At 45.7% G+C, this 22,583-nt stretch carries 16 protein-coding genes and 1 tRNA gene; 6 read left to right on the forward strand and 11 right to left on the reverse strand.

Going from position 1 to position 22,583, the window contains the following annotated elements; genetic code table 11:
• Positions 1-223 precede the first annotated feature (223 nt).
• Both ACLI09_RS06740 and ACLI09_RS06745 read right to left on the reverse strand, forming a co-directional pair.
• Positions 224-1,981, reverse strand: a complete 1,758-nt coding sequence (locus ACLI09_RS06740; protein WP_411418834.1) for a glycoside hydrolase family 9 protein — start codon at positions 1,979-1,981, stop codon at positions 224-226.
• Positions 1,982-2,116: 135 nt separating this feature from the next.
• Positions 2,117-2,569, reverse strand: coding sequence for a 6-pyruvoyl trahydropterin synthase family protein (locus tag ACLI09_RS06745; protein WP_411418835.1), 453 nt, complete (start codon positions 2,567-2,569; stop codon positions 2,117-2,119).
• A gap of 96 nt (positions 2,570-2,665) precedes the next feature.
• Between ACLI09_RS06745 and ACLI09_RS06750 the strand changes: the two genes are divergently transcribed.
• The 5 genes from ACLI09_RS06750 (at position 2,666) to ACLI09_RS06770 (ending at position 7,585) form a co-directional block, all read left to right on the forward strand.
• Positions 2,666-3,298, forward strand: coding sequence for a 2OG-Fe(II) oxygenase (locus ACLI09_RS06750; RefSeq protein ID WP_411418836.1), 633 nt, complete (start codon positions 2,666-2,668; stop codon positions 3,296-3,298).
• Between the two features lie 68 nt (positions 3,299-3,366).
• Positions 3,367-3,440 (forward strand) — tRNA-Ala (locus tag ACLI09_RS06755).
• 163 nt (positions 3,441-3,603) lie between these two features.
• Positions 3,604-5,505 carry a S9 family peptidase gene (locus ACLI09_RS06760; protein WP_411418837.1) on the forward strand — a complete coding sequence of 634 codons (1,902 nt, stop codon included), beginning with the start codon at positions 3,604-3,606 and terminating at the stop codon, positions 5,503-5,505.
• A gap of 235 nt (positions 5,506-5,740) precedes the next feature.
• Positions 5,741-6,940, forward strand: a complete 1,200-nt coding sequence (locus tag ACLI09_RS06765) for an aminopeptidase C (RefSeq protein ID WP_411418838.1) — start codon at positions 5,741-5,743, stop codon at positions 6,938-6,940.
• Between the two features lie 75 nt (positions 6,941-7,015).
• Complete coding sequence (locus ACLI09_RS06770; RefSeq protein ID WP_411418839.1) at positions 7,016-7,585, forward strand: hypothetical protein; 570 nt, start codon at positions 7,016-7,018, stop codon at positions 7,583-7,585.
• 1 nt (position 7,586) lies between these two features.
• On the opposite strand, the gene ACLI09_RS06775 is transcribed toward ACLI09_RS06770, so the two are convergent.
• Positions 7,587-8,087 (reverse strand): hypothetical protein, encoded by a 501-nt coding sequence (locus ACLI09_RS06775; RefSeq protein ID WP_411418840.1) that lies wholly within the window; start codon positions 8,085-8,087, stop codon positions 7,587-7,589.
• Positions 8,088-8,254: 167 nt separating this feature from the next.
• On the opposite strand from ACLI09_RS06775, the gene ACLI09_RS06780 reads away from it, so the two are divergent.
• Complete coding sequence (locus ACLI09_RS06780) at positions 8,255-9,838, forward strand: FMN-binding glutamate synthase family protein (RefSeq protein WP_411418841.1); 1,584 nt, start codon at positions 8,255-8,257, stop codon at positions 9,836-9,838.
• Positions 9,839-9,951: 113 nt separating this feature from the next.
• Here ACLI09_RS06780 and ACLI09_RS06785 read toward each other — a convergent pair whose 3' ends face one another.
• From ACLI09_RS06785 to accB, 8 genes are all read right to left on the reverse strand, one after another.
• The gene (locus ACLI09_RS06785) at positions 9,952-10,323 is read right to left on the reverse strand and encodes a hypothetical protein (protein ID WP_411418842.1); all 372 of its coding nucleotides are present in this window, start codon (positions 10,321-10,323) and stop codon (positions 9,952-9,954) included.
• A gap of 9 nt (positions 10,324-10,332) precedes the next feature.
• On the reverse strand, positions 10,333-11,082 hold the full coding sequence (locus ACLI09_RS06790; protein WP_411418843.1) for a hypothetical protein: 750 nt from the start codon (positions 11,080-11,082) through the stop codon (positions 10,333-10,335).
• 109 nt (positions 11,083-11,191) lie between these two features.
• Complete coding sequence (locus ACLI09_RS06795; protein WP_411418844.1) at positions 11,192-11,950, reverse strand: LytR/AlgR family response regulator transcription factor; 759 nt, start codon at positions 11,948-11,950, stop codon at positions 11,192-11,194.
• Positions 11,947-12,963, reverse strand: coding sequence for a sensor histidine kinase (locus tag ACLI09_RS06800; protein ID WP_411418845.1), 1,017 nt, complete (start codon positions 12,961-12,963; stop codon positions 11,947-11,949). Before ACLI09_RS06800 ends, ACLI09_RS06795 begins: the two co-directional genes overlap by 4 nt.
• A 171-nt stretch (positions 12,964-13,134) precedes the next feature.
• Positions 13,135-19,998, reverse strand: coding sequence for a YDG domain-containing protein (locus ACLI09_RS06805; RefSeq protein WP_411418846.1), 6,864 nt, complete (start codon positions 19,996-19,998; stop codon positions 13,135-13,137).
• Positions 19,999-20,178: 180 nt separating this feature from the next.
• On the reverse strand, positions 20,179-20,538 hold the full coding sequence (locus ACLI09_RS06810) for a hypothetical protein (protein ID WP_411418847.1): 360 nt from the start codon (positions 20,536-20,538) through the stop codon (positions 20,179-20,181).
• 104 nt (positions 20,539-20,642) lie between these two features.
• Positions 20,643-21,995: an acetyl-CoA carboxylase biotin carboxylase subunit gene (gene accC / locus ACLI09_RS06815; protein ID WP_411418848.1), complete on the reverse strand. Its 1,353-nt coding sequence runs from the start codon at positions 21,993-21,995 to the stop codon at positions 20,643-20,645.
• Between the two features lie 91 nt (positions 21,996-22,086).
• On the reverse strand, positions 22,087-22,581 hold the full coding sequence (accB, locus tag ACLI09_RS06820) for an acetyl-CoA carboxylase biotin carboxyl carrier protein (protein WP_411418849.1): 495 nt from the start codon (positions 22,579-22,581) through the stop codon (positions 22,087-22,089).
• Positions 22,582-22,583: the final 2 nt, after the last annotated feature.

The following is a 22,583-nucleotide window of genomic DNA, read 5'->3' on the forward strand; positions in this document are numbered from 1 at the left end:
AAAAAAGATTGACACCTTTGGTGTGACAAAAGCCGCACGCATACTATACCCACACAGCTTTTGTGTCCTCGCGCTGTAAGCGCAATCTAATTTAAAAGTCTCTGTGAATCTCTGCGCTGGCCCTGCGAATATCTGCGGTATAAATCTGGCAGGTGCGTTGGCCAAAGGCAGGTGCCATAAAAAAACGGAATACGTGGATAAATAGGCGAATTAACAATGGATACTAATAATAAAAGTTTACACCATTTAATAAATATACTACGGGTGCGTTCCAGTTAATGGCAATTTCATTTGAAGCATACGACTCCGCAATGTCAGTATACGCGGTTTCGGGTTCTGTAAAAGGGTAATAACTTTTATCCTGCATGCCGGGATTTGGGCCGCCTACAACCAGGCCGGGAACAGGCTCCACAATACCATCACCTTCCGAAGGCCTGTGATGCGGATGCAGGGGTGGCTTTGTACCTGCACCCGTTATAAAACAATATCCGGTAGCATTCCTGCCCAGCAGGTAATCAACATTTGCAAGCGCGCCTTCAAGGTATTTTTTGTCGCGGGTCATAGCATACACTTTTAAAAGCAATATACCCTGGTTGCCCGCGACCGAATTGCTGCCCCAATTGTAATCTCCCTTAGACTGCCCCATAACGGTTGCAAAAGCTTTATTGCCGCTTTCTAATAATTTGTCCGCCATTGCTATTGCAGCCGACTTAACTTTATCAATCACAACAGCAGAAAATACGCCACTGTCCTGGTTTTTTAATATGGTGTAATGGGCCAGCATCCCTACGTTGCTCCACCCGGGAATGCTCACAGCATCATTAATCCTTTCATTAAACACTTTGGTATACTGCTTGTCTTTGGTTGTTACCAATAATTCGGTAGCCGCCCAAAGCCATTCGTCTTTGATGTTTTTATCACCGTATCCTCCGGTTGTAATATCAGGGTCAAAATTTTTATTCAATGCATTTTGGTCATAATATACATCCGGATGCTGCTCAGCCCAGTCCCACGCGCTTTTTGCCGCGGCAAGGCATTTGTCCGAATACCCGGGAAGCTGTTTTTCAAATGCCTTAAATACGCGCGCAGCATAGGCCATATCTGCGGCGAAGTCTAAGGCTGCGGGGGTACTTTTTTGCACCACATAGCGGGTGCCCGTAGCCAGCTCGGGCAGTATCATGGCATTAAAGTCGGCATCGGTACATTTTGCATATACCCCACCATCGTTAGGGTCCTGCATGGTAAGCATCCAGTCGAGGTTATACAGCGTTTCATTTAAAATATCCGGCAGCCCATTACCGCTTTCGGGAAGATTAAGGTTTAGTTTTTTATAATATTCAGGATAATCTTCATATGCAGAAAGCAAGGTAGCTACCGTAATGCCTGAGTTAATAATATATTTGTTATAGTCGCCCGCGTCAAACCAGCCTTTAGGCGACGAAATTACAAAACCCGCCGGGCGCCCTTTGCCTGCCGCTGAAGGATGTACTAAAACCTTAGTATCGGGGTAGCCAGCCGCACGATGCCACTTACCTGCATATTTTTCTTCTAAGGGCATGCCGGCCCTCTGGTAGTAATACCCTTTCATTACTGATTTTGACACATCCTCAAGCACGTTTTTATCTATTGAAAAGGTATAGGAATTGCCCACGCCCGGAATAAACATATAGTATTTACCCTGCTTTTTAACGGTGCTAAAATCGGCTGTTTTTGTAGTAAGGGATGAATAGTCCGACTTAATTTGTGCCGACAGCTGCCCTTTATAAACAGTATCTTTAGATTTTTCTGAAATAATATAAAATTCATTGCTGGCTGTATTATTGGCCAGTACTGCTATCTTTTTAGCATCGGGGAAGAACCCCACCTGGTTCAGCCGTATGGGCGAGGTGCTTTGCTGCGCAAAACCTGCCTGGGCGCAACACAAAGCGGCGGTAACTATTACAGGAGAAAGAAGTTTATTTAAAACGTTTGCGGAATCCATAAATTAATTTTATTACTATTTGATATATAAGAAAGGGTTTTAGCAAATAGCTAAAACCCTTCTCACAAATATATCAATTTCAAATTAATACATGGTGTTTACTGAACACTTCACACTAAATAACTTTAGGCATACTTAAAGGTTATCACTTTGGTACCATTCGGCATAAGAGGTTTCGGTCTCCTGTAGCCTGAGCGAATGCAGGGTGATATTTTGTGGCAGCAGGTGCTTTATTTTACCGGCAAAATCTATTACCATATTTTCACTGGTGGGCTGGTAATCTACCAGTATCACATCGTGTCCGCGTTCGCTCAGCTCCTTGGCAAGCTCTATGTGCGGGGTGTTTTTGTTGAATACGGTGGCGTGGTCAAAAACATCTACAATCTGCTCTTTCACTATTTTTTTGAGGTCGGTAAAATCGATAACCATACCGTACTTTACATTAGTAGCATCGGTAATGGGCCTGCCTATAACGGTAACCGACAGCTTATAGCTGTGGCCGTGCACGTTTTTGCACTTTCCGTCATACCCATACAGGGCGTGCCCGGTTTCAAAATTAAACTGTTTTGTAATCCTGATGTTGCTCATGGCGTTGTTTTTGAAGCTGCAAAGTTAGTAAATAAAAGGTAGTATCATTATATTGCTTTTCAGGCTATCTTTGAGCCGAAAATCAAAAGATTATTTATGAGTGATTTTGAGCTAAACCCGCTGTATGAAAAAGTAATTGACGGGCTGCTGCAACAGCACTATAGTGTGGTGGACGATTTTTTTTCCGCAGAAGAAATCGGCATACTGCGAAGCAGCCTGCTGGCTAAGTATGAGGAGGATATATTTAAGAAATCGGCTATAGGTAATACCGTAAACACACAGGTGGTTGCGGCGATAAGGGGCGATTTTATTCTGTGGCTGGATGAAACCGATACCGATGCGCCCGAGGGTATTTTTTTCAATAAAGTAAACGACTTTGTGCAGTACCTTAACCGCACCTGCTATATGGGTATTGCCCGGCAGGAATTTCATTATGCGGTATACCCCGAAGGCGCTTTTTATAAACGCCATTTAGACACGTTCCAGAACGACAGCAGCCGAAAGCTGTCCATTGTATGTTACCTGAACGATGAAGACTGGAACCCGGAATATGGCGGAGAACTGGCCATTTACCTGCCACAGCCCGACGGTACCGAAAAATGTGTAGACGTGTACCCGCTGCCGGGCAGGCTCGTAGTATTTGAAAGCCAGCTATTGGAACACGAGGTAAAGCCTGTAAAACGCGAGCGGCTGAGCATTACAGGCTGGTTAAAAACGGGCGGGTTTTAGGCTGAAATGTTTTTTAATAAAAGTTTGTTATTTGCTGAGAAATTATATTATATTTGCCCACGCAAAACGGGGGATTAGCTCAGCTGGCTAGAGCGCTTGCATGGCATGCAAGAGGTCATCGGTTCGACTCCGATATTCTCCACTTTTTTAAAACGGACTCCAAAAGGGTTCGTTTTTTTATTTCTGCGCTTTTATTTCTCCATTCCATCCATCCCTTTAAATGGATGCATGTAAATTGGCCAATCCGCACCTAAATCCTCCAAGTTTCGCTATTTTTGGAAAAGTTTTTGAAAACCCATAAAACAATGAAAAAAATTCTCCTGTTAACACTAAGCATCATGGCAGTAACCGCTTCGGCACAACAAACAATGACACCTGAACTCCTGTGGAGCCTGGGCCGCCTGAGCACTGTAGGCATCAGTAAAGACGGCAAGTCAATCATCTATAAAGTTTCTCAACCCAATGTAATTGAGAATAAATCGGACTCTAAATTTTACAGCATCCCGATAGGGGGTGGCACCCCTGCCCTGCTGGAGAAAACCGATGGCCTGGTAGCCGATAAAAATATCTCTCCGGATGGAAAATTCGTACTTACAAGCAACGAAATAAAAGTAGAAAAAGTAGCAGGTAGCGACTTTTACCCGGAGCTTGAAAAAAGCACTGTGCAGATTTACAACGGGCTCGACTACCGTCACTGGGATACCTGGAACAACGGCAGCCACAACCATGTATGCTATTATCCTATAGAAAACAGGGAAGGCTTTATAGACATTATGCCCAATGAACCGTATGATTCCCCGCAAAAACCCTTTGGCGGCGATGAAGATTTTATCTGGGCGCCCGATGGCAAGAGCATTATATATGTATGCAAAAAGAAAGCCGGGACTGACTATGCCATCAGCACCGATACTAACCTGTATGAATACAGCCTTGAAACAAAGAAAACCGTAAACCTTACGCCTGACAATAACGGCTACGATACCCAGCCGGCGTTTTCGCCGCAGGGCTACCTGACCTGGACACAGATGAAAGAGGAAGGCAACGAAGCCGACAAGAATGACATTATTGTGCGTTATAACAACACAGACATGAACCTGACCGCAAACTGGGATGGCACGGTAGATGAATTTACCTGGAGCCCCGATGGTAAGTCGGTTTATTTTATTGCCGCTACCGATGGCACCAGGCAAATCTTTGAAGTCAACTTTCCCGGGAAGACAAAAATTGCCGTTACGGTAAAACAGGTTACAGAGGGCGTTTTTGATGTGAACCACATTAAAGGCTTTAGCGAGGGTAATGTAATTGTAGAGCGTGCCGACATGAACCACGCTACAGAGCTGTACAGCTACAACCTGAAAAAGAAAACCTGGAAACAGCTTACCCATGTAAACGATGCCACCTATAAAACCATAACCCTGAGCAGGACCGAAAAGCGCTATGTTACCACTACCGACGGCAAAAAGATGCTGGTATGGGTAATACTTCCGCCAAATTTTGATGCCAAAAAGAAATACCCTACCCTGCTGTATTGCCAGGGCGGCCCGCAAAGCGCGCTGAGCCAGTTTTACAGTTTCCGGTGGAATTTCCAACTCATGGCAGCACAGGGATATATTGTGGTAGCACCTAACCGCCGCGGCATGCCCGGCCACGGTGTGGAGTGGAACGCCGCCATAAGCAAAGACTGGGGCGGCCAGGTGATGAACGACTACCTGAGCGCTATAGACGATGTGGCTAAAGAACCTTATGTAGACAAAAGCAGGCTGGGCGCGGTGGGCGCAAGCTACGGCGGCTACTCGGTGTTTTACCTCGCAGGCATACACAACAACAGGTTCAGGACTTTTATAGCCCATGATGGGGTGTTTAACCTGCACAGCATGTATGGCACCACCGAAGAGGTGTTTTTTACGCAGCATGAAAACGGTGGCGCCTATTGGGAAAAAGACAATGCCGCCGCCCAAAAAACATACAACCAGTTTAACCCCATAAACTTTGTGGAAAAATGGAACACGCCCATATTGATTATACAGGGTGGTGCCGACTTCCGTGTGCCGATAGGCCAGGGGCAGGAAGCGTTTCAGGCGGCGCAGTTAAGGGGCATAAAAAGCCGCTTTTTATACTTTCCCGATGAAAACCACTGGGTGCTGAAACCGCAAAACGCCCTGATATGGCAGCGGGAATATTTTAAATGGCTGAAGGAAACGCTTTAGTTATTGGTGGGCGGTGTTGGTTGTTGGGAGCTACACCCATTATTGGTTTTTAGTTGATGGTTATCGGGAGCTACATTAGCATGGTTATCGTACTGAGTGAAGTTACTGACAACCAGCAACCAGCAACCAACGACCAGCAACCAAATTCATTACAGATTTTTCATAATTACTTAACTATTAATAAATTTTAAGTATTTTAGCAGCCCAAACACAAATGAATATAAAAACCCAAGTTATGACAAAGCTGATGATTAAACCGCTTTTTGCCGCACTGCTGCTCACAGGCGGGCTACAGGCTGGCTACGCCCAGGATTACCTTATAAATTCGGTAAAAAGCAATCAAAGCGCTAATAGTAAAGATGCGTTTGTTTTTAAAGATGTTATTAATATAGAGCGTACACCGGTTAAAAACCAGGGCTCAAGCGGAACCTGCTGGAGCTACTCGGCAAATTCGTTCCTGGAGAGCGAAATGATACGCATGGGCAAAGAGCCTGTAGAAATTTCGCAGATTTATACGGCGCGCAATGCCTATATAGAAAAAGGCGTTAACTATGTGCGTATGCACGGCGCCATTACCCTGGGCGACGGCGGTGCGCTGCACGATGTTATAAACATGTATAAAAAATATGGCGCGCTGCCGCAAAGCCAGTATACCGGGCTTAACTATGGCACCACTAAAAACAAGTTTAGCGAAATGGCCGCCATTAATGAAGGCCTGCTTGCTGCCGTGGTAAAAAACCCTAACGGCGAGCTTACACCAAACTGGCAAAAAGCCTACACCGCGGTTATTGACTCCTACTTGGGGGAAGTGCCAAAATCATTTGATTATAAAGGTAAAAAATATACGCCGCAAACCTTCGCTAAAGAGGTTATAGGCCTTAATGCTGATGACTATGTGGAAATTTCGTCGTTTTCAGACCACCCGTATTACGACCGTTTTGTGCTTATGGTACCAGACAACTGGAGCCTCGACATGGTGTACAATGTAAAAATGAATGACCTTACCGCTATTATAGACAACGCTCTTAAAAACGGCTATACTGTGGGCTGGGCAGGCGATGTTAGCGACAAGGGCTTTAGCTGGAAAAATGGTGTGGCATACCTGCCCTCTAAAGATTTTAACGACATGACGGCAGAAGAAAAAGAAGATATATTTAAAGGCCCAAAAGCAGAACTTGATGTAACAGAGCAAATGCGCCAGGCGGCTTTTGACAATTATGACACTACCGATGACCACGGCATGCACATAGTAGGCCTTAGCAAAGACCAAAACGGCAAAGAATATTACATTATAAAGAACTCATGGGGAGCCAGTAACGATTACCAGGGATATATGTATATGACCAAAAATTTTGTAAAGCTAAAAACCACAGCGATACTGCTGAACAAAGGCGGGCTTCCAAAAGACCTGGCTAAAAAAATGAACATAAAATAATACTGTAATTTACTTTGACAACTCAGTCCCGCAATATACATTTGCGGGACTTTTTTTTAACCAAACCTAACCTGTATGAAACGCATTATATGCATTGCCGCAGTTATTTTCTGTATTACCATTACCCATGCGCAGGATGCGCCCGCCGCCACTGTAGAAAAATCAGTTTTTAATGTGCAAACTGGCTTCCTGGGGCTGTATGCAAATAACGAATACGGCTTAAGCAACCATATTGCCCTGCGTACTGAAGTAGGCCTGGAACCTGGTTTTACAATAAGGCCTGATGATTCTGAATGGTCGGTCCTCCCGATGATTAACCTGGAGCCGCGCTATTATTATAACATTGAAAAGCGTGCCGGCAAGGGGCGTAATGTTAGCGGCAACGCGGCAAGTTTTTTTACTGTATCGGTTCGGTGCAATCCGGATTTGGTGCTCTATTCTACCCAGGAAGACGCTAAAATGGCAACCTTTCTTGGTTTCGTTCCTAAATGGGGTATCCGCAGGAACATTGGCCAAAGCAAATTTAATTATGAAGCCGGTATAGGCATAGGCTACTACACATTGCTGGGCAACGACAAAAAATATTATGACGAAACGGAAGGCGTAGCGCTTGACCTGCACTTGCGCATAGGATATAGGTTTTAATTTACCCTATTTTTATAGCAATAGGTTTTGCCATAGCATGGCCAGTAGTAAAGTCATTTACTTTTGCTAAATCTCTCCGGTATTTTTCAATAAGTGCATTAGCACTCTGTACAAACTTTTGCGCGTCATTTTTGTTGCCTTCCCAAACGGATATTGAACATTTGCTTCCATTTACCGCTACAATTTTAAGAGTGTAGTTTACTTTTGCGTTATAAAGTGAAACAGCAATGCCCAGAATACCGAGTGTAATAAACATACACTTAACAAAAGTATCGTCTTTATTAGTAAAGTAGGCTGCAAAAAAGAGTATAGCCGGAAGAAGGGCAAACAATATACTCCCGGTTTCGTACCGTTTTTTAAAACTTATTTTACTGATTTCTTTTAGCTTAAAACATCTCTCTTTCATTGAGGAAGCAAAAACAACGTGGTCATTAAAAATTTTTCCGCAAGTGTTGGCAAAAAGTGGATACGTCTCTTTAATCATGTTTTTCATCTTTTTCATTTTTTTATAAAATTATATCTCTTTTGTATTCTAACGATTATTCGTTAACGTAAGTTTAAGCGTTAAAAGTTTTAACTATTTTACGACACCTTGTTTTAACTTGGGTGTAAAATGGGATGCAAAATAAATATTTGCTTAATTTTGCTGTAAACCTCTTTAACCTCGTTATGAGAAAAATATTTATTCTTTTTTGCGTTACCTCACTCTCAGTAATTGCTTTACTATCTTATATAAACATAAAATCTATACTGCTGTTGCTTATATTTCTGCCTCTTATATTTATGGGGCTTTACGATATGTACCAGTCTAAAAAAACCATACGCCGCAACTTTCCGTTGCTGGGTCGTATGCGCTACCTGTTGGAATCTATAGGGCCGGAGATACGCCAGTACTTTATAGAAAACGATCTTGAGGGAAAACCATTTAACCGCCTGCAGCGCAGCCTTATTTACCAGCGCAGTAAAAAAGAACCGGATACTACACCCTTTGGCACCCAGCTCGACGTGTATAATGAGGGCTATGAATGGATAAACCACAGCATACGCGCCATACCTTTTTCGCATACAAATGAGCATCCACGGGTGCGCATAGGTTCGTCGCAATGCACGCAGCCTTACGAAGCAAGCCTTTTTAACATAAGTGCCATGAGTTATGGCTCACTAAGTAAAAATGCCATACTGGCCTTAAATACCGGGGCAAAAATGGGCGGTTTTTTTCACAATACAGGTGAAGGTGGCCTCTCGCCCTACCACCTTGAGCCGGGTGGCGATGTGGTATGGAACATAGGTACCGGCTACTTTAGCTGCCGCGACAGCGACGGTAACTTTTGTTATGACGAGTATGCAAAGAGGGCGGCGCTGGATAAGGTAAAAATGATAGAAATAAAATTCAGCCAGGGGGCAAAGCCGGGACATGGCGGTATATTGCCTAAAGAAAAAGTAACCGACGAAATTGCCGCGATACGCATAGTGGGTAAAGGCCGCGACATAGTGTCGCCACCTTCGCACAGCGCCTTTAGTACCCCTCTGGAACTGATGGATTTTGTAAAGCTGCTGCGCAAAGGCTCCGGGGGCAAGCCCATAGGCATGAAAATATGTATAGGCAATAAAAGCGAATTTATAGCCATTTGCAAGGCAATGGTGCAGACAAAAACCTACCTCGACTTTATTAGTGTTGACGGTGGTGAGGGCGGTACCGGCGCGGCACCGCAGGAATATAGCGACCACGTGGGCATGCCCCTGCGCGATGCCGTGGCCTTTGTATACGACTGCCTTACCGGCTTCGGTATTAAAGACCAGATAAAAATAATATGCAGTGGAAAGGTAGTTACAGGTTTTGATATTATAAGGGCGCTCTCAATAGGAGCCGATTTATGTAACTCGGCACGCGGAATGATGTTTGCCCTGGGCTGCATACAGGCGCTGGAGTGCCACCTGAACACCTGCCCTACCGGCGTGGCAACACAAGACCCTGCCCTTGTAAAAGGCCTGGTACCCGAAGAAAAGAGTGTGCGCGTGGCGCGCTACCAGCATGAAACGGTAAAAAGCGCCTTAGAGCTAATGAGCAGTGCAGGCATAAAACACCCTGACGATGTAGGGCGCGACGTAGTAAGCATGCGTATAGACCGTACCACGATAAAAACCTATGCCCAAACTTATCCTGAGCCCACACCGGGCTGTATGCTTGAGGGCCATAGCGTGCCTACCGATATGTTTTATTTCTGGAAAAAAGCAAGTGCCGAACGGTTTTAAGCCACATGTTATTATTATTCATAGCAGGTGTTAATTTGCGCAGATATATAGGCAAAGAAGACTTGCCAGGTTTTTAAAAAATTTAAAACCCCGGACGTTTTGCCCGGGCTGTATTAATTTTTCTTATTTTCCTGGTACCACTCCTTCATTTTCGTGCGGTTCTCCTTCTTTTTAGAAAGAAATGTTTTATACTGCACCGGTGTAAGTATCGCTTCCATTTTTTCGTCGCGGGTTTTGTCTATGGCCTTAAGTGTTTTAGCTTTGGCCATCCGCCCCTCGCCTGATGATTTTACTGCTTGCAAATCAGTAAGAAACGCTATATTAATGTCATACACTTTTTTATACTGTGCATCATCGAGCTTAAGCTGCCCCTTTTGGGCATCGGTAATATTCTTTGCGCCGGTAGTTACTTTATCCTGCGCGAACGCTGCTGTGTTAAAAGCCAGCAACAGGAGTACAAACTTTATATAAATATTCTTTTTCATAGCTAACGATTACAGGTTAATGTTGTATGTAGTGCCGTTTATAACCAGGGTGGCAGACTGGTTGCCATTAAAGGTAATGGTGCCATTATATGAAAACGTGTTGCCGGCGCTTCCTGTACCGGTCATGCTTACCGAAGCAGTACCACCGGTAATTTGACGCGATGTTTTGTTAACCACTACATCATCAAGATTTATGGTTATGAGGCTGTTAAAATGGCGCATCTGCCGCACCTTGCTTTCCTGGTAGCCGTTACGCACATAGCTGCCGTTTATCAGGGCATCCGGAATGCCGGCTGCAAGCCCTGTTATGGCTACATTAGCGGTTGCATTATCGTCGCTGTACATGCGGGCTGTTTCATAAGTGCCATCCATATCATAGGTATAGGCAAAGCTCTCTGCAAAGCCCTGTGCGCTGCAAGTAAGCTGGTATGTATGCGTACCGCTGTAATCATAAGAATAGGTTACGCCTGCACCTGTTGCGTTGTGGTTCTCTGTATACAGCTGCCCGCAGTTTATCAACGGGCTGTTTGTATATACTGCCTCATCTTCTGCAACAGCGGTTGCCCCTGCTGCCATTTGTGCCACGCCGTTGCTATCAGTAGTAACAGCTGCCTCAATGGCATCTGCCGCTTCTGCTTCGGTAACGGTTTCTAAATCAGTGTTATCATCATCCCGGCACGATATCACGCTGGCGGCCATAAGTAACGCACCTGCCAGGGGCATTACCGCTTTTAATTTTAATGTGTGTAATGTAAACATACCTGTATTTTTTATTGTTATACCCCAAATTTACCTACAACTATATCAGATTTTAAGAAAACTGATGCGAGTGGTACAAATCATAATATGAATGGGACACCGCAGGGCTTTATTGCTCCATCCACTTAAGGAATGCCTGGGTACGCGCCTTGCTTACAATAATTTCTGCAGGGGCTTTTACCGCTACGCGCACCAGCAGCCTTCGAGAAAAATAATGCTCTGCCCCTGCTATGGCATTACGGTTAACAATAAACTGCCTGTTTACCTTAAAAAAAATAGCGGGATCCATCATTGCCTCCAGTTCTTCAAGTGTATGGTTTACATGATAGCGCATGGTGTCTTTTACATACAGGGTAACAATTCCGTTTTCTGAATGCGCCACGCTAATATCTTCCATCTTAAGCGGGATGATGCGCTCCCTGTGGTGAATGAGCATGGTGGTTTTATATGGGTTGTGCAGCTTGTTAAGCGCCGTGCCAAGGCGGCGGCTGTAATCATCCTTAGGGGCAAAAAGAGCTTTCATGCTTTTAAATTTAGCCAATGACTGTTGCAGCTTTTCTTCTTCAATGGGTTTTAGCAGGTAGTCAATACCGTTTGCTTTAAAGGCATTGATGGCATATTCGTCAAATGCGGTACAAAAAATAACCGGCACCTGTATGCCTGCCTGCCTGAAGATTTCAAAGCTAAGCCCATCGGCTAACTGAATATCGCTGAGTATAAGCCCGGGACTATTTTGCGACAGCCACGCCAGCGCCCCCTTAACCGAGGGTACCATACCTGCTACCGTAAATTCATCGTCTGCCTCAATAAGGTTCTTTATAAGCCGGGCGGTTTTTATCTCGTCTTCTATTATTAAAACGGTAGTCATAGTATAAGCGGTAATTTTACGGTAAACGATGTAGCATCGCGTTCTATAACCACCTCGCGACCCGATAGCAGTTTATAGCGCTCTGTTATGTTGTGCAGCCCTATGCCGTTTGCATCGGTGGTTTCATTAATTTTAAGGTTAAGGGTATTGCTTACCACCACATAGCCGCCCCTGCTGTATATGGTTATAAAAAGGGGCTCATCTGCCGATACTACATTGTGCTTTATTGCATTTTCTATAAGCAGCTGCAACGCGGCGGGCGGTAGTTTCTTGTCCATGTCAGCAGGACTGATGTCAATATTTATTTGCAGCGCATCTTCAAAACGTTCTTTAATAATGTAGAGGTAAGAATTAATAAAATCCATTTCCTGCCGCAGCCCGGCAAGGTGGTTTTCGTGGCCGGCTAACAGATAGCGGTAAATGTGCGATAGCTGTATGATGTATTTGCGCACAGTGGCATCGTTAGTAAGTGTATTTAATATGCCCAGTGAGTTAAACAAAAAATGCGGGCTAAGCTGCTGGCGCAATACATGCAGGCGGGCTTCGAGGTTTTCGTGCTTCAGCCGCCCGTTCTCAAGTTGTGCCTGCTGGTTTTGGTCGTTAAGGTACAGCACATAGCCTATAAAGTATAAAAATGCGTTTACAAAAATGCCGCGGAGTATAATGACGTTAATGAGCCTCCGCCTGCCACTAAATTGCCGGATTGAAAAGATACGTTCGCTTCCAAATTCGTGGCGGATTACATGCAGCAGGATATAAGACAATAAAAAACTAAACAGGAAACTAATAGCTATGCGCGGCAACTGCCCCCGAAGGGTAGATGGGAGGTCTTTGCGTAAAAACAGGTGTTGGTTTACCAGCCAGCATGACATGCCAAAAACAAAAATGGTGGCCACGTTTACAAATATAGCAGCAGCGCCATGCGCCACCGGCTGGAGCATTTGGGGCAAAAAAGACAGCAGCGCCATAAACAGCGAAATGATGGTGCCGGTAAGTAGCCTGTATTTTTTCATTTATGATAAATATGCTATAGACAAAGTTAGTGTAACAAGAACGTAAACGGCTAAAAAAAGGCGTGAACGAGACAATCATACTGCTGAACGGATTCCGGATAAACCAAAAAGCCCCCACGCCGTGAGGCATGGGGGCTATAAATTTTGGGATTTTATTATTTTATGCAGCCGTTAGAACACGATGCGTTTAGAAACCACACCTTTGTCGGTGGTGATTTCTACGATAAGTACCTGCTGCTGTACGTTTAGGTTGCCTGTAACCGTTTCGGTAGCGTTTATGCCCTCCCGGGTGTACAATTGCCTTCCGCGCACGTCAAATACTTTTACGCCGCCCATAAGGGCTGTGCCGGTGTTGATACTTATCGCCTCGCCCTGCTTAAATACAACTACACTGTTTGCATCAAGTATTGGCGTGGTGCCAAGGGCCGATGCCTGGTAGTGTACCTCAAAGCGGCCCTCAAAGTTGCCTGCCTCGCTGGTAAAGGTATAGTCATATTCGCTAAGGTTGCGCAGCACCCCTTCCTGAAGGTCTTTCAGGTAAATGGTTTGCCCCTGGGCAAACAGCCCGTCCATATGGTCGATGCTGATGGTGTACTGCCCTGCCGCAGGTGCAGTAAAGCCCATAGGCACCACATCGCTTACCTCAAACCCGGGCCTTGCCTGTATGGCAAGTTTGTTGTCTGCCGCAAGGGAGTACAGCGCAAGTTCAGCCGTGTTAAACACTTTACTGTCATAACCGTAGTCTATACCCATGGTGCCGTTTTCGCTGTAGGCTACAAGCGCCTGGGTACCGGTGCCGTTTTGGGCAACCATGTTCAGCCAGTAGCGTGATGCCGTGGTGGCAGCCGTACGGAAGAAGGCCTGCGCGCCCGGTGTGGCACGGCGCATGCTGTTGGTAAAGCTTATTGTAGTGGCCGAAGGCTGTGCCTGTACGATAAAGCCCTGCGCGGGCGCTATCAGCCAGTTGTCACTGTCGCCCTGGTAGTAGCCGGAAAGCTCTGCATCCAGCGTGCCGTTGCCATTGGTATTGCTCGGCGGGGTTACCAAACCACTAAGGTTAAGGGTAAGGTACGAAGTTTCTGAAGCATTCTTTTTCCTCCAGAACCATAAACCGGTATCGGTAACCAGGTTGCCGTTGTTGGCCGTTAAGAAGCCCTCAAGGCTTATAGGCGAAGGGTAAGGGTTACCCACGGCGGTAAAGCCGTCGCCACCGTCTACCGTAGCAGGGTAATAGCTGCCGTTATTTGGCTTACCGGTAAAGGTACCGTCAAAAATATAGTTGCCGTCTCCCGCTACATATTCCGCAGGGGTGGTGGCAGACGGGTTTCCGTTTTCATCAACACCTGTTACATCTGATGTAATGGTATTTGGCATACGGATAAGGTAGCCCGTGGCTTCGGTAAAGTAGGTAGTGATAGGGTCTACCGGCCAATAGCCCTGTACATACGCGGTGCCGTTGAAGGCATAGTCATATATATAAAAACGGTTGTTAGAGGTGCCCATAGAGAACGTGCGAAGCGTTTGGCCCGTTATTGGCGCAGACCACAGGGTGTAGTCCAGCCTGTAAAGTGGGTTGGTAAACTTATGGAACTCTATTTTACCGGTGTTATTATTTGCAGTGGCAGCAGCACCCTGTACTATGGCGCCGTTGTTTTGCACTATTATGTTACCCGTTGTGGTGTTGCTGGCTATGTTGTTCTCCACACTAAGCGTTGCTCCGCTGTTTACCGTAAGCGTAGCGGCAGCATCGGTAATGGTAATGCTTTTTGCGTGGGCAACGCCGGAGGTAATAACCGGTTTATTGGTTACGTTAGGGATGGTTACATCAGCTGTGGCTGTTGGCACCGCATTGCCGCACCAGTTGCCTGCTGTATTCCAGTTGGTACCCTGCGCCCCTGTCCATTCGTAGCAAGGTGTTATCGTTCCAAACACCGTTACATCGTCTACACGGAAGGTACCCGAAGCTGAAGAAGCACCTGTAAGGTCGGCACGCTGTGTTCCATAAGGGTATAACCTGAAGGTTACGGTACCCGCTGTTGTAAAGTCAGGGAAATCCCATGTTAAATAGGTACCTGCAGTTGGCGATGTTGGCGCTGTCCATTGTGTCGAAGTAGCAAAACCATCGGTACTGTAGCGTATCTCAAGCTGGTTAGGAGCACTGTTGCTTGCCTGGCGGAAAAAGTAAAGCGAATTAACGTTTAGCGTATTTCCCGGTGTAGCCGTTACGCTAAACTCGATGTAAGATGCCGGGTTAACATTGGCCGTATTATTCAATGTTTTTGAATTAAATACATTACCTGTAGACTGGCATTCTACAGTGCTGCGTATCACTTCTGTACCTGTTGTATTAGCGTGTACTACAGCAATGTTGCCATTTGTAGGGCAGGCCGAAGCGCCGGTAAACTGGTTAAGGTAAAGGCCCGGCTGCACAGTAAGTACCTGGCTCGTGCTTGTGGCATTATAATTTTGGCTTTCTGCCTGGGACGCTGTTATGGTAGCCGTACCTGTACCCACAATGGTAAGGATATTTCCGCCTGTAACGGTTGCTACGGCAGGGTTGCTACTGGTATAGCTAACCGGGTTAAGCGCCGAAGTTGTTGAAAACGAAGTAAGCGTAGCAGCAGCCTCGAGGTCAGTTTTTACCGCGAATGCAGCTAACGTAATGGCCTGGTTTGCTTTTATAATCGTACCTGTAAGGGCAGGCTGTGCCACCGTATAGCGGTTTGCCTGTGCGCCTGTAAGTGTAAAGCCTGTAGTAACAGGAATTTCTGTACCCGTGTTTACGCTTGCAAAATTGCTTACACCGCTTACAAGGATTACATCATCGCTGCCCACAATACCGTTTAACGTGCCGCCTGTAACGGTAGCCGTTGTATTGTTGTCATACGGCTTGGTGGTAACCGCAGCACCGCTCACGGTAAGGGTTTTTGGTGCTATGATAAGCGGCTGTACCACATCCGGAGCAGCGTTATAGGCGCTGTCGCCACTTTGTGAGGCTGTAATGTTAACCGTACCTACATTAAAGATTGTTACCATATTACCGGATACAGCTGCTATTGACGGATCTGAACTTGTGTAAGTAACCGGCAGGCCAGAACTTGCTGTAGCGGTAAGTTCAAATGGCGTATCGCCATATGTTGCGTTTGTTAGCGTATTAAAAGTTATGGCCTGGTCGCTAAGGCTGGCAGAGGTAACCACTTGCGTTTGCGCAACTGCTGTGGCAGCATAGTAATCGCTGGTTTCGGCCTGATAGGCTGTAATTGTTGTAGAACCCACACCGTTAATCTGCACTGTGGCGCCGGATATGGTAGCTACGGCAGTATTACTACTGGTATAGGTTATCGGGTTAATCGCCGATGTCTCGGAAGTAGCGGTAAGCTCAAAATCAGGGTCATTTACATCTACCGGAGGGAGGCTGTCAAATGTTATTACCTGATAGCCTTTCGCTACGGTAATAACAAGGGTTTCGGTATCGGTTCCGGCATCGTTTGTAGCCGAAATAGTAACGTTATACGTTCCTGCGTGCTGCGGCGTACCGCTTATTACACCGGTTTGTGTATTTATGGTAACACCTTCCGGAAGGCCGGCAGCAGCATAGCCGGCAGGTGCATTATTTGCTGTAATTGCATAATCCTCAAAAGCAACATTTATATCGGCTGCTATTGTAAGTGTAGTATTTGTAATAACCGGGGCAAGCAGTTGCGGTGCAAAAGCAATACCGCGGAACCTGGTATTTGCCGGAGCCGTTGCAATTGTTGTAAACGAGGCTGTTAAAGTACTGTCGAAAGCATTAGAATCTATCAATTTGTAAATTCCTGTTTCGGAAGAAACATAAACTTCCACAGCATTGTCAACAAGCCTGGCAGCCAGTCCGGAGTTAGCTGTAGAAGCCGTAGCTACAGTACCCTGGGCCGTCCAGGTTGCACCGCCGTCATTAGAAGAGTATTTGCTAAGGCCGGTACCTGAATCAACAATATACATATTCCTGTTATTTCCGCCACGGTCAATAAGGGAATAGGCATAAGGGCTGGATGACCCACCTGTATTAACAAAAAGCGTAGCGGTAGTAGAAGTACCCGTAGGGAGGCCTGTGCCCACCTTGTAAATACCCCTGTTAGCACCAGAACCTGTACTAAAATAAAGCTGGCTATTAAAAATAGACACTGTACGGTTATTTGCTACTGTAGATGAAACCAAAGTAGTGGTAAGGCCCTGGCTGTCTACGGTATAGATGCCACCGTTTGCTCCTGCAGCCCAATAGCGTGTACCATCCTGTGTTACCGCAGAACGTATGTTATTTGCTGAATAGGCTGCTGTTCCAAGCGGGGTAACAGCGAACTGCGCATTTGCAGACACACGTGCCACCACACGGTTTACTGCCGATGATGTTGTGTTGACAACGCTGGTGGTACCCGCAGCGGCATCATAACCGGCTATTGTTAAATACTGCCCATCGCCCGAAAGGTTCAGCTGGCCTTCAGAACCGGCGCTTCCGCTCATTAACACGCGGCTACCGGCTGTAGCAGACGGTACCGGCAGTGTAAAGGTAGCTGTTCCGTTTGTAGTATACTCAGAAAGGTATACCGGCGTTGCGGCATTAGTAAGGGCGGCGCTGCCTGTGCCTACCCTTACTACAACAATATTACCTGCTGTAAAGTTAGGCGCTACTACGGTAAGCGTTTGCGTAGCGGTAGCTGCATTATAGTTCTGGCTTTCCGCCTGAGAGGCTGTAATGGTAGTAACACCCTCGCCTACTATGTGGATGCTTCCTGAAACAATGGTAGCCACAGCTGTATCTGAACTGGTATAAGTAATTGCATTTACTGCTGAACTGGCCGAGGTAGCTCCGGGAGCAAAATCAGTATCAAGCGTTGTTTTATTTGGTATAGCGCTAAACGTAATTACCTGGTCTGCCTTAGTAACGGTTCCATAAAGCGCGTGCGCCGCTGTATAATTTGCACTGTCAGCACCTGCCAGTACATAGTATGCCTCAACATATTTGTTTACCCCGGCATCCGGGCCATAAATATAGGTACCCGTAACCGATGCTACAGAAACTTCATCTCCATCCACTATCCCGGTAAGTGAAGTTCCGGATATATCAATGGTACAGTTAATAGTTCCATCATAAGGCCTTGTTTGCACAACCGCGCCTACAACCTGTATAAGCTTAGGTGCTACCGTAAAGGTGCTGCTTGCCTGTGGGGCAGCATTATAAGCACTGTCTCCCGCCTGGTCGGCATAAATGGTAACTTCACCTGCACCAACAATGGTCACCGTGCTGCCCGATACAGTAGCCACAGCAGTGTTAGAACTTGTGTAGGTTACATCAAGCCCTGAAGATGCCGTAGCACTCAGTGTAAAGGGAGTATCGCCATAGGTGGCATCGGCAACCTGGGGGAACGTTATGGTTTGGGTAGCCAAAGCCGTTGAGTTAACAACAAGGGTTTGTACTACATCAGCCGCGGCAAGGTAATCTGTATTACCTGCCTGCGATGCCGTAATATCGGTACTGCCTGCACCTGTTATATGAACCACACCATTTGTAACCGTAGCTACCGCGGTGTTAGAGCTTGTGTAGGTTACTGCCAGGCCAGAAGAAGCTGTGCCCGCAAGGTTAAAGTCGGGTGTATTATCATTAACGGCATCTAGTGCGTTAAAGGTGATAGTTTGCGTACCCCTATTAATTGTTAAAACAAGGGTAGCAGAACCTGTACCTTCTGAATTTGTAGCAGAAATTGTTAAGCTTAAAGGGCTGCCATCAGTTGTAGTTGGCGTACCTGAAATAACACCGGTAGTAGTATCTATAGAAAGGCCGGTACCACTTAGGCCCGTAGCATTATATGATGTAACCGCAGCATTTGCTGTAATTTGATAGGTAAAAGGCTGACCTATGGTGGCTGTAGCCGTTAACGCGCCGGTAATCGCCGGTGGTGTAGCAAGGGGAGCAAAAGCAATACCTTTGATGGTGGTGCCAGAGGCTGTTGTGTAAAGCAGCTTGTTATCTGCGGCAGTAACGTTTATAGTTGCATTATATCCGGCAGTATCTGTAACCCTGCGGATTGTATTGGCGCTATTTGTGCCCGCGCCTGTAGTAAAGTATAGGTATACAGATGACCCCGATTTTGCTGCGCATAAAGCGAACGTGGTCGAACCGAATGCATACGACCCATTCGCAATCCAGCTTCCTGAAACCAATGAATATTTATTAATGTTACCATTAGCAAGCAATACATACAATATGTCATATATGTTATTATTACCTGACGAAATCAGATAAAAATCTGATGCGGACGATATAGTTACGCCCGGAAGCGCGTTGAGGGCTGTTGCAGTAGGAGAACTGAATGTTCCAAGTAAACTAGCCCCAAATCCGTACACTGTACCGCCAAATGATTTAACGCTTCTTAAGTTGCCGGTATACGAAGCTGTAGAGGCTACTGTGCTGCTTCCGTTTGTATATAAGCCAATTTGATCTGCAATATAATAGTTTACATTGTCAACAGTTGTAGCACACCGCGTTTGAGGATTGCCTGATGTACTTCCTGTATAAACAGTGCCGATTGCAAAACTGGTACTTCCCGCATGTTTTAGTACACCAACCGCCCTCGGGTTTAAGCTATTAACATTGCTTGATGTATTTGTAGTATTTACTCCTGTAAATAATAGCTGGCTGCCATCATCACTATTAGAAAGATAGCCTGTAGTACCCGCGCTACCCGATAACCTCATGGCATTTGCTCCGGTACCCGGAATTGCAATAGATAATGAAGGTGTGGTTTGGCTTACTAATGCCGGATTAACCCCAATAATGGTAGCGGTTGTGTTTGAAACATCGTTTGGTGTAACAATAGCCGCAAGGTGACCATCTGTAAACTGGGCAAAAGCTCCGGTAGACAAGAGGAACAATGCCGTAAAAACCATACCGAATAAAGTAGTTTTTAAGGCCTGCCTTTCACGGAACTGTCGAGGAGTGATTACGCCCGCAACAATATCCCGGAAAAACGCTAAAAAGAGATGTAGTCTTTTTTTCATAATATAGCTGTTAAGTTTATTTGGGGTTATAGGGTAAACCTAAATTCCTGCAAATAAACACCACCTATATTATATTACGTCGATAAGATATTTTAAGTAATCATAAAATAATTAAGAGTATTCATTACTTAAATAACCATAAATTAACAAGAAAAAGGCTCGTGATAACGAGCCCTTAACCTATTGGTAATATTCAGCAATTTTTTTGCGGTTTGCCGCCTTGTTGCCTACATAGTTTTTATACTGGTCTTCGCTTAATACTGATTTCAGTTTGGTGTCGCGTTCATCTTCCAGCGCCCTTAGCTTTTTAATTTTATCTGCCCCTTTATTCTTTTGGGCATTCTCTTCTACTTTTTGCAAAAAGGTAAGGTTAACGTTATAAACCTTAGTATACTGGCTGTCGTTTAGTGAAAGTTTCTCTTTCATGTATGACGTAACGGCCTTTGCGCCATCAATACTCTTATCCTGCGCGGAGGCAAGGCTAATACACAGCAGCATAGCGGCCGCAAGCAACATCTTTTTCAGGGTAGTAAATTTCATATAATTTATTGGTTTAATTACTTCCGCATAGATACAATTTTTTCTGTAGTACTGCAATACCGGCATAAAAAAAGCCCCGCACAATAATTGCCGGGGCTTAACATTTATTCTTCTTCTCGTGGCTTCATTTTAAAGCTTTCCATAAACTTAGTGGTGTAGTTGCCGGCTACATAATCCGGCTCATCCATAAGCTGGCGGTGGAAAGGTATCGTGGTTTTAATACCCTCTATTATAAACTCATCAAGTGCGCGCTTCATTTTGCTTATGGCCTCCTCCCTGGTTTGGGCGGTGGTTATAAGCTTGGCAATCATAGAGTCGTAGTTAGGCGGTATGGTATAGCCGCTGTATACGTGGGTATCAAGCCTTACACCGTGGCCGCCCGGCATGTGCAGGGTCGTGATTTTGCCCGGCGACGGACGGAAATCATTATACGGGTCTTCGGCGTTGATACGGCATTCTATAGAGTGCATCTGAGGTAGATAGTTCTTGCCCGAAATAGGCACCCCTGCTGCCACAAGTATTTGTTCGCGTATCAGGTCATAATCTATAACCTGCTCGGTAATAGGGTGTTCTACCTGTATACGGGTATTCATTTCCATAAAGTAGAAATTCCTGTGCTTGTCTACCAGGAACTCTACTGTACCGGCGCCTTCATAGCTAATGTACTCGGCAGCTTTAACAGCGGCTTCGCCCATTTTAGTGCGAAGTTCATCGGTCATGAACGGCGAAGGTGTTTCTTCGGTAAGTTTTTGGTGGCGGCGCTGTACCGAGCAATCGCGCTCGCTAAGGTGGCACGCCTTGCCAAATGAGTCGCCCACAATCTGTATTTCGATATGGCGGGGCTCTTCAATAAGCTTTTCCATATACATACCGTCGTTGCCAAATGACGCGGCGGCTTCCTGCCTGGCGCTGTCCCACGCTTTGCGAAGGTCTTCTTCTTTCCATACGGCACGCATACCTTTACCACCACCACCGGCAGTAGCTTTAAGCATTACGGGATAACCAAATTCGGCAGCAAGCTTTTCAGTTTGCTCGTATGATTCAAGGAGCCCGTCAGAACCCGGCACACACGGTACACCGGCAGCCTTCATGGTGGCTTTGGCCGTAGCCTTATCCCCCATTTTATCAATCATTTCAGGAGAGGCGCCAATAAACTTGATGCCGTGCTCCTTGCATATTTTAGAAAAACGCGCATTTTCCGAAAGGAAACCGTAGCCGGGGTGTATGGCATCGGCATTGGTAATTTCGGCAGCGGCAATAATATTTGCTATCTTAAGGTACGAAAGGTTGCTGGGCGGCGGGCCTATACATACGGCCTCGTCTGCAAACCTTACGTGAAGGCTCTCTGCATCGGCAGTAGAATATACGGCTACGGTTTTTATGCCCATCTCCCTGCAGGTACGTATTACACGCAGTGCAATTTCGCCCCTGTTAGCTATCAGTACTTTTTTAAACATCGTAATAGTTATTTTAAATGTTGAATTATAAATTTTAAATTGTTTAGATGCCGAATCTCATTCGACATTTAAAATTCAAAATTTAAAATAATTATGATGGGTCTACCAGGAATAATGGCTGGTCAAACTCTACCGGTGAGGCATCATCTACCAATACTTTAACCACTTTACCTGATATTTCAGATTCTATTTCGTTAAACAGTTTCATGGCCTCGATAACACATACCACATCGCCTTTGTTTATTACACTGCCTACTTCAACAAAAAACGGCTTATCCGGAGATGGCTTCCTGTATAACGTGCCTATAATGGGCGATTTAATAGTTATATATTTAGAAGCGTCGTCTGCCGCAACAGGGGCAGACGGAGCGGCCGGAAGGGCGGCAGCAGGGGCAGCTTGTGGCGCGGCGGCAGGGGCAGCGGGCTGGCCTGCGGGAAACTGCTGTATGTATGCAACAGGCTCTGTAGCGCTGGGCTCATTAGTAGTTTTTATGGTGATCTTAAAATCATCCATCTCTAACTTAACTTCTGTAGCTCCGGACTTAGCCACAAACTTAATTAGGTTTTGAATTTCTCTGATATCCATAC

Origin of the sequence: Flavobacterium sp. RHBU_24 (assembly GCF_046613695.1) — a bacterium.
Lineage (GTDB): Bacteria > Bacteroidota > Bacteroidia > Flavobacteriales > Flavobacteriaceae > Flavobacterium.